The following is a 13355-nucleotide window of genomic DNA, read 5'->3' on the forward strand; positions in this document are numbered from 1 at the left end:
CGATGGCGCGAGCGGGCCAGGTCGAGCTGGCCGCTCAGAAGGGCGCCGTGGCGAGATCGCCGATGGTGGCGCGCACTCCCAGAGCGATGTGCGGAATGGCGAAGAACGGTGACATGGGTCCAGCACGCACCGGAATCTGTTCGGTGATCGTGCGCAGGATGTCGTCGGCCTCGCCGGTGCTGTACGGCAGGACCAGGGTGGTGTGCAGGTTGAGCGCCCAGATCAACGCGCACAGCGTGTCTACGGCGGGATCGTCGATGTCCGAGCGGTACAGCCGCCGCACGAACTCTGAGCGAATCCAGGTGACGCTGTTGTCGTTGACGAGGCGGTACCGGGCGCCGCGCAGGGTGCGGCGTTCCTCGTAGAGGACTCCGGTAGCGACCAGCAGGGCGTGCACGCGTTCGGCGAACCGTGGGACCGGCTCGCGCAGTACGTCGCCGAGCAGCGGCGCGTGTGACAGGCTGCGGATCGTCGCGAGTACGGCGGCTGCGACCGGATCGGTGGGCTTGCCCCGGCCGCTGGGATAGATGCAGCCTTGATTGACCACGATGTGCTGGTCGATGAGCAGTTCAGTCACCGTCGCGCCGGCCAGCCCGACGGCCAGGGCGCGGGCGTCGATTCGAGGTTGCAGGTCGCGGGTCTCGTCGTGGCCGAGCAGCCAGAGCTGATCGCGAAGCGAGGCGACGTCGGTCAGCATCAGCGCACCTCCGGGACGAGGGCGCGTAGCCGCCGGTGCGCGCCGCGGTAGGGCTGGGCGCCGTCGAGCAGGTCCTTGTCGATGGCGGCGGCGATGGTGTAGTCGGTGTCGACGACGTTGCCGACGTGTGCGCGCCCGGCCTGGGATACGAGTTGGTAGGCGTCGAGCTGGTCGAGGCCAGTCAGGTCGGTGACCAGGCGCACCAGGTCGGCGTGCGCGGCCCGGTACGCGTCTTCGAGGGGCCGGGCGACGCCGATCGACATGATCTTCGTGTCGGATTCCAGCCGCGGCCAGTTGGTGACGGCGCCGGAGACGACCTCGACGGCGAGGACGATGTCCATCGGCACCTCGACGGCCACCCCGCAGAGTTCGCCGTCGCCTTGGCGGGCATGCCCGTCGCCCAGTGCGAGTAGGGCACCGTCGACATTCACCGGTAGATACAGGGTGGTGGCCGCCTGCATGAGCGGGGTGTCGAGGTTGCCGCCGTGCGCGCCGCAGACGATCGACGCGCGGACCTCACCGGCAGCGGGAGCGACTCCGACAGTGCCCAGCATCGGTCGCAAGGGAAGATCTGCGGTGTAGTCGCTCTCTCGGGCGGCGTACCGGACCGTTTCCCGCTTGTTGTCGATGGCGTACTGCCACACCCGCTCCTCCAGCGGCGGGTGGAGCATGGCCGTGCTGTGCGTGCCGGTCAATGCCCCGAAGTGCGGGAACGTCGAGGAGAACCCGACGGTGCTGGCTGGAGTCAGGGAGATGATGTGCACCGCGAGGGTGTCGCCCGGCCGGGCGCCCTCGACATGGATGGGGCCGTTTTGTCGGGGTGCCGTAGGTGTCGGGGACTGGTGCATGGGCAGGCTTTCGGCCGTGTTCGCGACAGTATTTGTCGGTGTGTCGGGGATGGTGTGCATGGGATTGATCTCTAGGGTCGGGCCGTTGAGGGCTGGTCGTGGAGAGGTCATGGCGTGGCGCGATTCCGGTCGTTCCGGGTGCGGTTGCCGTCGGGAGTGACGTACTGGTCGGTGATCGACGAGCGCTATCGGCCGGTGGACGTGGCCGACGAGTTCTTGTTGGCGTGCCGGCTGGGTCGCGATGCAGCCGAGGGCACGACGCAGGCATACGCGACGTCGTTGGCGTTGTTCCTGCAGTGGTGCGCGGTCAGCGAGGTGGATTGGCGGTCGTCGGGCCGGCATCTGAGCCGGTTCGTGTTCTGGCTGCAGCATTACGATCCGCAGGCGACGGGTCCGGCGCTTGAGACGCCGGTGCGCGGACCGGGGCGGGTGAACGCGGTGCTGGCCGCGGTCCGTGAGTTCTTGAAGTACTGCGTGTCGGTAGGCGCGGCGGAGGCGGTGTTGCTGGACGCGCTGTATGACGTGGTGCGCGACTGGGATGTGCCGGTCGAGGTCAGCGGGCAGCGGGTAGGGCTGCGGGAGCGTCCTCGGCATCGGTTGTGTGAGCCGGAGCGGGTGATCGTTGCGGCGACCGACGCGGAGGTCTTGGCGCTGCTGCGGGCGTGCCGTAACGCGCGGGACCGGTTTATCGTGCTGGCGTTGTGGCGGATGGGGTTGCGCCGCGGTGAGCTGACCGGCGTGCGCCGCGAGGACGTGCATTTCGTTGCGGATGCGACCCTGCTGGGGTGCGGGGTGCAGGGTCCGCATCTGCATGTGCGCCGGCGCGATAACCGCAACGGTGCCGTCGCGAAATCGCGTCGTGCTCGGGCTGTGCCCGCGGACTGGCTGGTGGTGCAGGCATACGACCAGTACGCCGCCGTGCGGGAAAGGTGCCAGGCCGCCGCTCCCTGTGATTTCCTGTTGGTCAATCTGTTCCAGGCACCGGTGGGTCAGCCGATGCGCCCCCAGGCGGTCAACGAGTTGCTGGCGGCGCTGTCGCGACGCGCCGGTCTGGGGCGTGGGATGCATCCCCATGCCTTGCGGCATTCCTTCGCGTCGAACGTCGCCGCGTCCGGCGCGACATTGGATGAGATCAAGGATCTGCTCGGGCATGCGTTTGTCACGTCCTCCGAGGTTTACCTGCATCCCGCACCTGACCGGTTACGCCAGGCGGTGGACCGTGTCGGCGTGCCCCGCATGGACGCGCCGTGACCACGGCCGTCGTAGGGGCGCCTCGTCGTGTCGATGAGGTGGCGAGGCTGCGCTCGTTGCTGCGGGCACCGTTCCTGCTCGAGGCAGGTTGGGACCCGCAGACCGGCGTGTTGGCACCGCCTCGCCAGCATCGGCTGCTGGGGCTGGCGCAGTGTCAGGTCGTCGACTGCGCGGGCGCGGTCCACCAGCCCAACGGCGCCCTCTGCCGGGTCTGCCTCGATCGGTATCGCGACGCCGGAAGGCCAGAGCTGTCGCAGTTCACCGCAACGGTGTCGGGCAAACGCAATGAGGCCGAACGACCGTGCCGGGTCGGCTGCCAGCGTCCTGCTCGAACCCGGGAACACCTGTGCAACACGCATTACCGCAATCGTCAGCGGTTCGCGCAGTTGACGCTGCAGCAGTGGCTTGCGCGGCCGCAGATCCGTCCGCTGCCATCGTGGGGTTCGTGCCGAGTGACCGGATGCCCGCGGTTGAGCTCGCAGCGCGATGGATTGTGCCCTCCGCATTTGGATCGGTGGCTGCGGCACCAACGCCAGCATCCGGATGCTCGGCTGGGTGCCTGGATCTGCGCCGGGGAACCGATCCTGGGTGGTCACACGGTGACGCTGGCCGGGTTGCCTGAACGGTTCCAGGTGGAATTGCTGCTCGCGGTGCAGCTGCGCTGCGACGCCGGTGTGAAGACCCGACCAACCAAGCTGCGCCGGATCGTCGCTGACGCGAAGACCCGCCGCGCTGGCAGCATCGCCGAGTTGCTCGCCAAGTCGAGACGCGCGTCGCGTTTCGACGATGTCCAGGCGACGCTGCGGGCGATGGACCGAGAGTTGCGCCGGGCGCTGTCCACCCCGGAACGCGAACGACCCAGCGATGTGTGGGATCTGCGCGTCTGGGGCTTGCGAGGAACCCTCGACTTCACCGCCTTGACCCAGCGGTGGCTGCGCGAAGCCGCGAAGACCTGGGCAATGGAAGACTTGCCTCTGCACCGCGGCGTCCAAGCCGGTGCGACCGCCCGCGCGACCCTGGCCGCGCTGGACCGGCTGTCGCAGACCCTGCGGCACTCCCGAGACGACGCCGGCGAAGACCCCCGCGTGTTGAGCCGCCGCGACGTCGTGGCCTGGCTCAACCGCCTCGCCCACCAGCAACACACCGGCACGCTGAGTGAGAAGAACCGGGTCGGCGTCGTCCGCCGGGTCCGTCGTTTCCTCGACGACATCCGTGGCCTCGGTGTGACCGGCCTCGGTGAGCCCGCGGAAGGTCTGCCCGCCGACGTGATGGTGCGCGCCGCCGACGTTCCCCGCGAACCCGACTCGGGCCGCTGCCGCGATCTGCCGCCCACCGTGCTGCAAACCCTGTGTGAGCACCTGCACCTGCTGCAAGAGCGCTCCGGCATCAACGACCGGCGCACCGTCGAATTGCTCATCGACACCGGCCGGCGCCCCGCCGAGATCTGCCGGCTGCCGTGGGACTGCCTCGACCGCGACGCCGACGGCAACCCCGTGCTGGTCTACACCGACTTCAAGAACAACCGTCTCGGACTTCGTCTGCCCATCGCCGAAGCCACCGCCCAGCTCATCGTCGACCAGAAAACTCTGGTCCAGGAACTCTTTCCCCACACGCCCGTCGGCCAGCTCGTACTGTTCCCGCGCGACAAAGCCAACCCGGACGGCACCAAACCCGCCCTGCACGACAGCTTCGCCGAAGCCCACCGCCACTGGATCGACACGCTCGCGGACAAACTCATCGACCGCGACGGGCGACCCGTCGACCACGCCACGATCACCGCCTACGCCTATCGACACACCTACGCCCAACGCCACGCCGATCAGGGCGTGCCCCCGGACGTGCTGCGAGATCTGCTCGGGCACAAAACCATGCGCACCACAGCCGGCTACTACCGCGTCACCGAGACCCGGGTGCGCGGCGCGGTCGACCGCGTCGCCCGCCACCAATTCGACGGCCACGGACGCCGGGTCTTCCACAGCATCGCCAAGCTGCTGACCGACGAACACGCCCGCCTGCGCGTCGGACAGGTCGCCGTGCCATTCGGCACCTGCACCGAACCTTCCAACGTCAAGGCCAGCGGACAAGCCTGCCCCTACAAGTTCACCTGCCTGGGCTGCGGCCACTTCCGCAGCGACGCGTCCTACCTGCCCGAACTGAAGTCCTATCTGCAGCAACTGCTCGCCGACCAGGAACGCCTGCGCGCCGCACACGACCTGGACGACTGGGCCCGGCAGCAACTCATGCCCCGCACCGAGGAGATCACCCAGCTGCGCGCACTCATCCGCCGCGTCGAGGTCGACCTCGCCGACCTCAGCCCCGCCGACCGCGAGCAGATCACCACCGCGATCGCCGTCATCCGCACCGCACGCCAGCACGTCAACCTCGGCATGCCCGCCATCCGACCACCCACCACCGGGCCGTGAACCCATCATGACGACACCACCAGCCGGCACCAGCCCACTGACCCAAGCCCGCCACCACGACGTCGCCCGCCGACGTCTACGGGTGCAACACGCCCTGGCCGACATGCACGCCAAAGCCGAAGAGATCACCATCTCCAGCGTCGCCGCCCGAGCGAAGGTCCACCGCTCCTTCATCCACCGGCACCCCGACCTGCACGCCGCCGTCCTGCAGGCTGCCGACCCCGCCACGAGCAGCCCACACTCCGCCTCAACCGCGGTCAGCCGCACCTCACTGATGGCCGACAACGCCAACCTGCGCGACCGCAATCGCCGACTCGTGCACCAAGTCCACGACCTCGAAGCTCGCCTCAGCGACATCCTCGGAGCCCAAGCATTCGAACGCACCGGCCTCGGCGGCCCCTCCCGCGTCCAACAGCTTGAAGCCGACAACGAGACCCACCGCCAGCACATCCTCGATCTCACCCGCGCCCTCGAGGAACGCGACGAAGAACTCGCCGCAGCACGCGAATCCAATCGTCGCCTCATGGCCGAACTCAACAGAACCGCATCGCGGTGACTCACGCCGAACACCGCAACCCCGTGCGCGACACCTGTCGCACACCACAGTTACCACCATGCAGGCCGTTGACCAGCAAGAACGCCGTCGCCAACAACCCAGATCCCAAGCCAGCCCCGACAGAAGGGCCGGTAACCGGGTTCAGGTAGGGGAACTGGCAAGCCTTGCTGGGCAAGTCCTGCACGGTGCGCACGTTGCCGGCGAAGCAGTCCCAGGTACGCACGCGCACCGGGACGCCCGGCGTGAGGGCCGCGACTGGTTCGCGACCGCCGAACGTGTAACCGACGGTGTCTGCGGTGGCGTCGATGAGCTCCAGCTCAGACATGGCCACCCACCCGTGCGAATGGGGTGGTTCCGTCCACGATCGCCGCGTCGGGTCCCAGGCCGGAGAGCCGTGGGCGTCGCCCGGTCGCGACCATGGTGAGCAGCACGAGCACGCCCAGGGCGAGCCAGGCCAGGCCGAGGCGCTGGGCGAGGATGTTCGCGTGCACGATGATCCCGACCAGGATGATCACGCCGAGGAGGGGAAGGATCCACTGACGTAGTGCGGGTCCCGCCACTGGCCCGAGGCGTCGGCGGCGGGCGAGTACGGACAGGTGCACGACGATGAAGCTCAAGATCGCGCCGAAGTTGACCAGGCTCGCCATCAGGGTGATGCCGTCGGTGCGAGACGCCATGTACAGGCCTAGAGCCAGGGATATGGCGGCGGTCAGCAGGATGCCGTTGGTCGGCACCGAGCGGGCTACGGACACCTTGGCCAGGAACGCGGGTAGTTGCCGATCTCGGGCCATCGCGTACAACAGGCGTGAGGTAGCGACCTGAGCGACCATGTTGTTCGCCAGCCCCCACGCAAGCGCTGTCGCCAGCGCGGTCATGGTGGCAAGCCACGGCCCGGCCGCGACCCGAGCGGTATCAAAGAACGCTGTGCCGGCCGGGTCGCCGTCGGCGATAAGCCTTGCCGGATCTTCAACCAGCAGCGCCGCCAGAAACGTTTGAGCGATGAATACCAGGCCGGTCACACCCAGCGCGGCGATCATCGCGCGGCTGACCTGCCTGGCGCCGCCCTTGGCATCCTCCGCGAGCGTGGACAGGGCGTCGAAGCCCAGGAAGGACAGGGTTGCGACCGATGCCGCTGCCGCAAGCACACCGAGCTGGAAGTGGCCGCTGGTATAGATCGGCTCCCAGGAGAATCCGCGCCCGCGGCCCATGGCCACCGCCACCAGCGCCGAGGCCACATAAATAGCCAGGATGACTAGCTGCCCGATCAGGAAGACGTTGTTGGACAGTCGGGTGGTCTTGATCCCGAGAAGGTTCACCCCGGCATTGACCACGACAAACACGATGATCCAGCCCCACACCGCAACCGCCGGCATGATGGAGTTCATGGCCACCGCCGCGATCAGCGACAACAACCCCGGGACCAGGACGTAGTCGAGCAGGATCGTCCAGCCGGCGAGGAAGCCGGCCCAGGGGGCGACGGCTCGGCCCGCATAGGTGTAGACACTGCCGGCCATCGGGTATGCCTGTGCCATCACGCCGTACGACGACGCAGTGACCATCATCGCCACCATCCCGATCGCGTACGCGAGGGCGACCATGCCGGCCGAAGCCTGGAACACCGAGCCGAAGATGCCCATGGGGGCGATCACGACCATGTAGATCAGCCCGTAGACCACCAGGTGCCCGAAGCGCAGGGTGCGCCTGAGCTCCTGGCGATAGCCGAACCGTTCCAGGCTTATCGAGCCGTCCAAGGGCTGTGCAGCCATGACCGTCCGCACCTTTCTCATGAGGGATACAAGCGGGTCAAGAGAACAAGGGACAAGTGGATCTGGGCGCGCCGACAAGCGTGTGGCGCTGAAGCCGGCGCACCCAGCCCCCGGACCCGGCCAAGGCGGGCCGCCAAGACCTACAGGCCAGGTACGTGAGACCTCACCCACCGCGCCGCATCGGGGCAGACACGGCAGGCGAGGAGATCGACCGTCACGAGCGGCCCAGTCGTGACGGGGAGTTGTTTAGCCGTTACAGGCTCTCGTGTGACGCGGCTCGACCGGAAGGACGTCGCACTGAAGTAGCACCGAAGTTTTGTGGAAGTTCGCGGCCTCTCGAGCGTTCAGCTCTCGGGGGATCCACACGCAACTGTCATGCTGGGACCATGGCAGAACTGAACGGGCGCCCCGTCAGCCTGGACGAGTTGCAGACGCTCGCGCTGACCAACTACGGGCACTTCACAAGCTTCCGCATCGACGACGGACGGGTGCGCGGGCTGCCGCTGCACCTGGAACGCCTTAACCGTGACTGCCAGGCGCTCTTCGGAGTATCCCTCGACGCTGGCCACTTGCGAGATCTGGTCAGAAGTGCCGCACCCAAACAGGGCGCGGCCACCATCCGAGTCACCGTGTTCGACCCCACAACCGATCTGGGCCGTCCCGCCTCCGCACGTGATCCGCACGTATTGGTGACGCACCGACAGGCAGCAGCGCTGCCCTTGTCGCCATTAAGTGTTCAAACTTGCACATTCCTTCGGGACACTCCGCAGGTCAAAAGCGTCGGCCTGTTCGGAACACTTCGTCAAAGGCGCCTCGCGCAGTTGAACGGCTTCGACGATGCCTTGTTCGCCGATGCCACCGGCCTGATCTCCGAAGGGGGCACCTGGAACGTAGGCTTCATCGATGGCACCCAGATCATCTGGCCAGATGCGCCGTGCTTACCAGGCGTCACCATGCGGCTGCTCCACGACCCGTCGCACCGCGTTCTGCCGGTGCGCCTTGAGGACCTCAACTCCATGGAGGGCGCCTTCGCTACCAACGCGGCCATCGGTGTACGGGCGATCACGAGGATCAACAACGTTACGTTGCCGGAGCACAGCCCGGCCCTCGACATCCTCCGCAAGGAGTACCTGAACACCGAGACAACATTCGTGTAAGGACTAGTCAAAAGCTCTGGGGCACCTGGACAAACTGCGGAGTGAGATGGTCACAGTCGAGCGTTGGACAGGCGTGGAGGCCAAGGCGCTGCGTCTGGCGAAGCGAATGAGCTTGCACGCCTTCGCGGCTCACCTCGGAGTCAGTGAGCGCACGCTCTCCACGTGGGAGCGTAGAGGACTCGACATCACCATCCGCGAGATGAACCAAGCTGCTCTCGATACCTCGCTGAAGGTCTCGAGCCCCGACGTCCAAGCACGCTTTGCATCGTTCGTCGGACTACCGGTCGACGTTCTGCCGGAGTCGACGGAACCTGCCGCCGAGATCGAGGTGATGGCGCAGCACCGGCATCCCGTCGATGGCAAGATGATGGTCCTCATCGACGCGGGTACGTTTCTCGCCGGCGAGGCAGGTGAACCCGTGTGGCTCCCACCGTTCTACATCGACGTCTTCCCGGTAACCAACGGCGAGTACGTGCGGTTCGTTGCCGAGACCGGTCACCAACCACCGGATCACTGGCCCAGAGGTAGGTGCCCCGACACTCTCTTCGATCATCCCGTCACATACGTCACCTGGCACGACGCCCGCTCCTACGCCTTGTGGGCTGGCAAGGAACTCCCCACAGGCCAGCAATGGGAAAAGGCGGCCAGGGGCACACGTGGCGACACGTATCCATGGGGCAACCAGCAAACACCAGCAAAATGCAACGTTCGAGAGAGCGGCATCGGATCCACCACCCCAGTAAACCGCTACCACAGCGGCGTAAGCCCGTACGGCGTCTATGACCTGTGCGGCAACATCTGGGAATGGTGCAGCACGAGAACCGAGCCCAGCCGATACGAATTGAAGGGCGGAGCCTACACGTCCCCCTTCATGCGATCAGCGCCGCACCTGTTCAACGACGCATCCTCCACGATGCTCGACGATGACACCGGATTCAGATGCACCAGCCGGACCATAAGTCGAGGTTGACATGGCCCTAGTAGACCGCTGGACCGGACACGAGTCGAAAGCGCTTCGCCTGGCGAAGCGGATGAGCATTGCGGCATTCGCCGCGCATCTGGGAATCAGCGAACGCACGCTCTCGACATGGGAACGCAAGGGGCTAGGAAGCGCAATACGCGCAGCGAACCAAGAAATCCTTGACACGTCACTTCGAGGCTCGGCTCCCGACGTGAAAGAGCGCTTCAGGGCCCTCGTCGGGGGAACGTGTACGCTGGATGACTTCTGCCATGATGTCGGAACGGCAGACGAGCCGAGTGGCACGCCGAACAACCCTCCCGCTGCGGGCATCGAGTTCAATCCAAATCCTCGTAGAGGAGACCTGGTTCGCCGCCCAGGTCGAAATGGCAGCCTGCAGTTCGAAAACGCGCATAGCCGGCATGGCCGCTTATCGACGGGAAGGCTCGCAGGTAAGGAATCCGTCTTCGCCAGCAACTTCCGTTTGGGCGAAAGCGAGGACATTATCGATGTCGCCGCGCGCGTCCACCGGCTCACCTCTGCGATCGACTTTCAGATCGTGGCCGCTGTCGGAGAAAATCTAGACAACCTGATTTCGGAATACGAATCCGCTAAACATAGTGAATTGACTCAACTGCTGGTGAAACAACGCCGTTGGATAGACGGCATTACCGAGAGGTGTCAAGGCGCCGTCAAGCGGCAGCTCTACCAGATGTCCGCGAAAACAGCGGGACTTCTCGGTTACGTAAGCACCGGAAGAGGCGACTTCCCGCTTGCCCGGTCCTACTGCATCGAAGCATCTTACCTGGCTGACTTCGCTCACGATGATGAGCTCAAGGCCTGGGTACGGGGCATGCAAAGCTTCTGTGAGTATTACGCGGGAAACTACAAGCTAGCTTTAGACTACGCGCAAGATGGCAGACGGCTCGCAGGAACTACTGCACAAGGTGTTCGTCTTGCAATCAATGGCGAAGCCCGGGCCAGAGGCAAACTCGGCGATCCAGATGGTGTCCGTCGGGCCGTGGACGACGCTTACCGACTCGCTTCTTGCCACAGCACGCCGCAGCGCGCTCCCTCCAGCGTGGGATTCGGGAGGTACAGCGACTGTCAGATCGCCGCGAACGCAGCCACCGCATACCTGTCGGTCCATCGTCCCGACGAAGTTCAGCACTATGCGAATATCGCGCTGCCGGAGATCGTCGAGTTCGGCTCCCCCTGGAGTCAAACCCTAGTTACCCTCGACATCGCGTCCGCGATCATCGCAAGCGACGAGGCAGATCTCGATCGCGCCTCCTTTCTGGTCAGTCAAGCCCTCGAAGTTTCGGCGGACCGCCCCGTTATCTCCGTACGTCAGCGAACCATCGACTTTGTCAAGGCCGCCACGGCACGATGGGGGTTCACGCCCGAGCTCCAACCTATTGTTCAAGCGCTGGAATTGCAGGAGCGGTTTTGAGTAGTAAGCACATGGACGGGCATGACGCGCAGCCCGGCGCGGCGGAGGACCTGCGGAAATTTCGTGCTACACCTTCCTTGTCGGACCACTGGGCCCGCCTTGGCGGGCTGTCCGCCCCACGGACCTATTACTGGTATCTGACCTTCGAGAAATCACCTCACTTGGCCGATATGGCTCGACTATGCCAAGAGTCTTTGAGGTTTCCCTACTACGATCTTGTGGTCGCCGAAGAGCTGCATCTGACACTCGACCGAATAGGCGATGAGGATCAGCTCTCACCGACGCAGCTCAGCGCTATCCAAGAGAATGCGCATGCCATGTGTGAACAGGTCGCCCCCTTCTCGGTGGCGATTGGATCTTTGACAGGCACTGCGGGAGCGGTCGGGTTCAGCGTCTCTCCACGGGAGCCGATCGCAGCGTTGCGTGACGTTCTTCGCTCGGCCACATTGTCCGGCGGTGAAAACGTAAGGCCTAAAGAAGGAGCCTTCCACGCCCACGTTGCAATCGCCTATGCCAATGCCGAAGTCGATCCGGCTGCGGCGATAGAGGCTGTGGTACGGCTACATTCCATTCCGCCCGTAAGAGTTGCCGTCACCCAAGCCCAGCTTGTTCTGCTCGAGCGCCAGCGTGGGTCGTACGCCTGGCAGCCAATCGCCCCCGTGAGGTTAAGGGGCGCCCTCGGACCAGAGCTACGCGAGGACACTGGGATCTACGGAGACCGCCCTGCGCACACGAGTCGCGTAGGCGATACGTGATTCAGCCCGCGTGGTCGAAGACTGATGTCCTGTTTGCCTAGCTCCCTGCCCGAGAGCTGACCCACCCGGTGTGAAACGTGGCGACGCCTGGGGCTACGGGCAACCACTCGCGAGCTCAGCGCCCCCAAAGCGCACCTGCACCGATTGGACCAATATGACCAATGCCCGCATACGCGCAACGTCGTACATCACCCGAACCACTCGCCTTGGGCCCGAACTCCTCGTCTTCAGCTACCCCTCCGTGCCGGATGCCGGCACCCACCTGCCCGGAGGCGGCGTCGAAGCCTCGGTCCACAGCGCGGCTGCGATCACGCTCCGTTCACCCGGATCACTGGCACACGGCGAAGGCAGCATTAGCATTCGCCGGGCACTGGGTCAGCGGCGGCAAGTGGCTACTGCGCGAGCTACGAGAGCTCGACCCCGGCCTGGCCACCCGTTGGCTGGCCGCCCGCGACGATCCGGCGCCGATTGCCGCAGAGGTTCTTGCCCGCAGCGGCGGCCCGCTGTTCGACGGCTATCGCGCCTGAACCTCGTCGCCAGTACGCCGGGCGACACAGCACCGAGGGCAGATGACATCGCACCTGCGGCAAACTCGGCCCCGAAGGAGTCGCATGGAGTTCCAAGCGATTGAGCGCCCGCCGCAGTCCTTCCAGCAGGGCTTGGCAGGCGAGGACATCCAGGCGATATGCCGGCGCGTCTACGGCGGCGATGCTGAGGTCGTATCCGCGATGGAGCTGGGCGGGGGCAGGTACAACAACACCTACCTTGTGGTGGTGACTGGACGGCCGCAGCCGGTGGTCCTACGGGTCGCGCCGCCGCCGGATCGGCAGTTCCGCAGCGAGCACCAGTTGATGCGCAACGAGTTCGCCAGCATTCCGTGGCTCTCGGTGCTGGCGCCGCTGATGCCCCAGGTCATCGCCGCGGATTGGTCCCACACCGTGGTGGGCCGCGACCACATGGTGCAAAGCTTCCTGGACGGTGTTCCGGCCCCCGACCGTCTCGGTGACTACCCCCGCTCGACGTGGCCGGGCTTCTACCGGCACTCGGGTGCGATCGCCCGCGCCGTGCACACGACAACCGGTGCGGCCTTCGGTCCGCTCGCCGGCCCGTGCCGTGCCACCTGGAGTCAGGCAGTGCTCGCGTCCCTGCGTGACATCGCCACCGACCTCGACAGTGTCGGTGTCGACGCGGCAGACCTGCGCAAGGTCACCGCGCTGGCCGAGCAGCACAGCGCCGTCGTGGACGAGATCGACGAGCCGCACCTGCTCGGCGGTGACCGCCGACCGCGACATCGCGACGTGCACCCGGCAGGGCGTGACCACCGCGGCGAGCCACCTTGCCCGTCGCGGTGCACGTCCGTGACGAGGCACCGGATGGTGGGCCGCAGACCGTGGTGGATGTGCTGGACGACGAGTTGCGCGACGGCGGGTGTGCGCTGGTCATCGGCAATTCGGACCGGCTGCGTTTGGATCCCTTGATGCCTCGCCGGGT

13 protein-coding genes are annotated in these 13355 nt (G+C 65.9%); 9 read left to right on the plus strand and 4 right to left on the minus strand.

Annotated features, from left to right (window positions below; genetic code table 11):
• Nucleotides 1-34: 34 nt before the first annotated feature.
• Nucleotides 35-697, minus strand: coding sequence for a GPP34 family phosphoprotein (locus AB0M36_RS18440; protein ID WP_364158844.1), 663 nt, complete (start codon nucleotides 695-697; stop codon nucleotides 35-37).
• Nucleotides 697-1605, minus strand: a complete 909-nt coding sequence (locus AB0M36_RS18445; protein ID WP_364158847.1) for an acetamidase/formamidase family protein — start codon at nucleotides 1603-1605, stop codon at nucleotides 697-699. The genes AB0M36_RS18440 and AB0M36_RS18445 overlap by 1 nt, the downstream gene beginning before the upstream one ends.
• Nucleotides 1606-1659: 54 nt before the next feature.
• Here AB0M36_RS18445 and AB0M36_RS18450 point away from each other — a divergent pair, with 54 nt between their 5' ends.
• From AB0M36_RS18450 to AB0M36_RS18460, 3 genes are read left to right on the plus strand one after another with little or no spacing between them, the layout of a single operon-like run.
• Entirely contained in the window at nucleotides 1660-2796 is a 1137-nt protein-coding gene (locus AB0M36_RS18450) for a tyrosine-type recombinase/integrase (RefSeq protein ID WP_364158850.1), read from the plus strand.
• Entirely contained in the window at nucleotides 2793-5219 is a 2427-nt protein-coding gene (locus AB0M36_RS18455) for a site-specific integrase (RefSeq protein ID WP_364158853.1), read from the plus strand. Before AB0M36_RS18450 ends, AB0M36_RS18455 begins: the two co-directional genes overlap by 4 nt.
• A gap of 7 nt (nucleotides 5220-5226) precedes the next feature.
• A complete protein-coding gene (locus AB0M36_RS18460; protein WP_364158856.1) occupies nucleotides 5227-5775 on the plus strand; it encodes a hypothetical protein in 549 nt (182 codons plus the stop codon).
• Between the two features lies 1 nt (nucleotide 5776).
• Here AB0M36_RS18460 and AB0M36_RS18465 read toward each other — a convergent pair whose 3' ends face one another.
• Nucleotides 5777-6100, minus strand: coding sequence for a hypothetical protein (locus tag AB0M36_RS18465; RefSeq protein ID WP_364158859.1), 324 nt, complete (start codon nucleotides 6098-6100; stop codon nucleotides 5777-5779).
• A complete protein-coding gene (locus AB0M36_RS18470) occupies nucleotides 6093-7541 on the minus strand; it encodes an APC family permease (RefSeq protein ID WP_364158862.1) in 1449 nt (482 codons plus the stop codon). Before AB0M36_RS18470 ends, AB0M36_RS18465 begins: the two co-directional genes overlap by 8 nt.
• Before the next feature lie 386 nt (nucleotides 7542-7927).
• On the opposite strand from AB0M36_RS18470, the gene AB0M36_RS18475 reads away from it, so the two are divergent.
• The 6 genes from AB0M36_RS18475 to AB0M36_RS18500 all read left to right on the plus strand — a co-directional run bounded on the left by AB0M36_RS18475 (nucleotide 7928) and on the right by AB0M36_RS18500 (nucleotide 13342).
• Complete coding sequence (locus AB0M36_RS18475) at nucleotides 7928-8698, plus strand: aminotransferase class IV family protein (RefSeq protein WP_364158865.1); 771 nt, start codon at nucleotides 7928-7930, stop codon at nucleotides 8696-8698.
• Between the two features lie 46 nt (nucleotides 8699-8744).
• On the plus strand, nucleotides 8745-9668 hold the full coding sequence (locus tag AB0M36_RS18480) for an SUMF1/EgtB/PvdO family nonheme iron enzyme (RefSeq protein WP_364158868.1): 924 nt from the start codon (nucleotides 8745-8747) through the stop codon (nucleotides 9666-9668).
• Nucleotide 9669: 1 nt separating this feature from the next.
• The gene (locus tag AB0M36_RS18485) at nucleotides 9670-11109 is read left to right on the plus strand and encodes a helix-turn-helix transcriptional regulator (protein ID WP_364158871.1); all 1440 of its coding nucleotides are present in this window, start codon (nucleotides 9670-9672) and stop codon (nucleotides 11107-11109) included.
• Nucleotides 11110-11279: 170 nt separating this feature from the next.
• The gene (locus AB0M36_RS18490) at nucleotides 11280-11864 is read left to right on the plus strand and encodes a 2'-5' RNA ligase family protein (protein WP_364159622.1); all 585 of its coding nucleotides are present in this window, start codon (nucleotides 11280-11282) and stop codon (nucleotides 11862-11864) included.
• 248 nt (nucleotides 11865-12112) lie between these two features.
• Nucleotides 12113-12391: a hypothetical protein gene (locus AB0M36_RS18495; RefSeq protein WP_364158874.1), complete on the plus strand. Its 279-nt coding sequence runs from the start codon at nucleotides 12113-12115 to the stop codon at nucleotides 12389-12391.
• Nucleotides 12392-12475: 84 nt separating this feature from the next.
• Nucleotides 12476-13342 (plus strand): aminoglycoside phosphotransferase family protein, encoded by an 867-nt coding sequence (locus AB0M36_RS18500; protein WP_364158877.1) that lies wholly within the window; start codon nucleotides 12476-12478, stop codon nucleotides 13340-13342.
• Nucleotides 13343-13355 lie beyond the last annotated feature (13 nt).

Origin of the sequence: Actinoplanes sp. NPDC051346 (assembly GCF_040682215.1) — a bacterium.
Lineage (GTDB): Bacteria > Actinomycetota > Actinomycetes > Mycobacteriales > Micromonosporaceae > Actinoplanes.

Coding starts and splice junctions, on each gene's coding strand:
- AB0M36_RS18440 (WP_364158844.1), bottom strand. CDS start 697: ATGCTGACCGACGTCGCCTCGCTTCGCGATCAGCTCTGGCTGCTCGGC.
- AB0M36_RS18445 (WP_364158847.1), bottom strand. CDS start 1,605: ATGCACACCATCCCCGACACACCGACAAATACTGTCGCGAACACGGCC.
- AB0M36_RS18460 (WP_364158856.1), top strand. CDS start 5,227: ATGACGACACCACCAGCCGGCACCAGCCCACTGACCCAAGCCCGCCAC.
- AB0M36_RS18465 (WP_364158859.1), bottom strand. CDS start 6,100: ATGTCTGAGCTGGAGCTCATCGACGCCACCGCAGACACCGTCGGTTAC.
- AB0M36_RS18470 (WP_364158862.1), bottom strand. CDS start 7,541: ATGGCTGCACAGCCCTTGGACGGCTCGATAAGCCTGGAACGGTTCGGC.
- AB0M36_RS18475 (WP_364158865.1), top strand. CDS start 7,928: ATGGCAGAACTGAACGGGCGCCCCGTCAGCCTGGACGAGTTGCAGACG.
- AB0M36_RS18480 (WP_364158868.1), top strand. CDS start 8,745: ATGGTCACAGTCGAGCGTTGGACAGGCGTGGAGGCCAAGGCGCTGCGT.
- AB0M36_RS18485 (WP_364158871.1), top strand. CDS start 9,670: ATGGCCCTAGTAGACCGCTGGACCGGACACGAGTCGAAAGCGCTTCGC.
- AB0M36_RS18490 (WP_364159622.1), top strand. CDS start 11,280: ATGGCTCGACTATGCCAAGAGTCTTTGAGGTTTCCCTACTACGATCTT.
- AB0M36_RS18495 (WP_364158874.1), top strand. CDS start 12,113: ATGCCGGCACCCACCTGCCCGGAGGCGGCGTCGAAGCCTCGGTCCACA.
- AB0M36_RS18500 (WP_364158877.1), top strand. CDS start 12,476: ATGGAGTTCCAAGCGATTGAGCGCCCGCCGCAGTCCTTCCAGCAGGGC.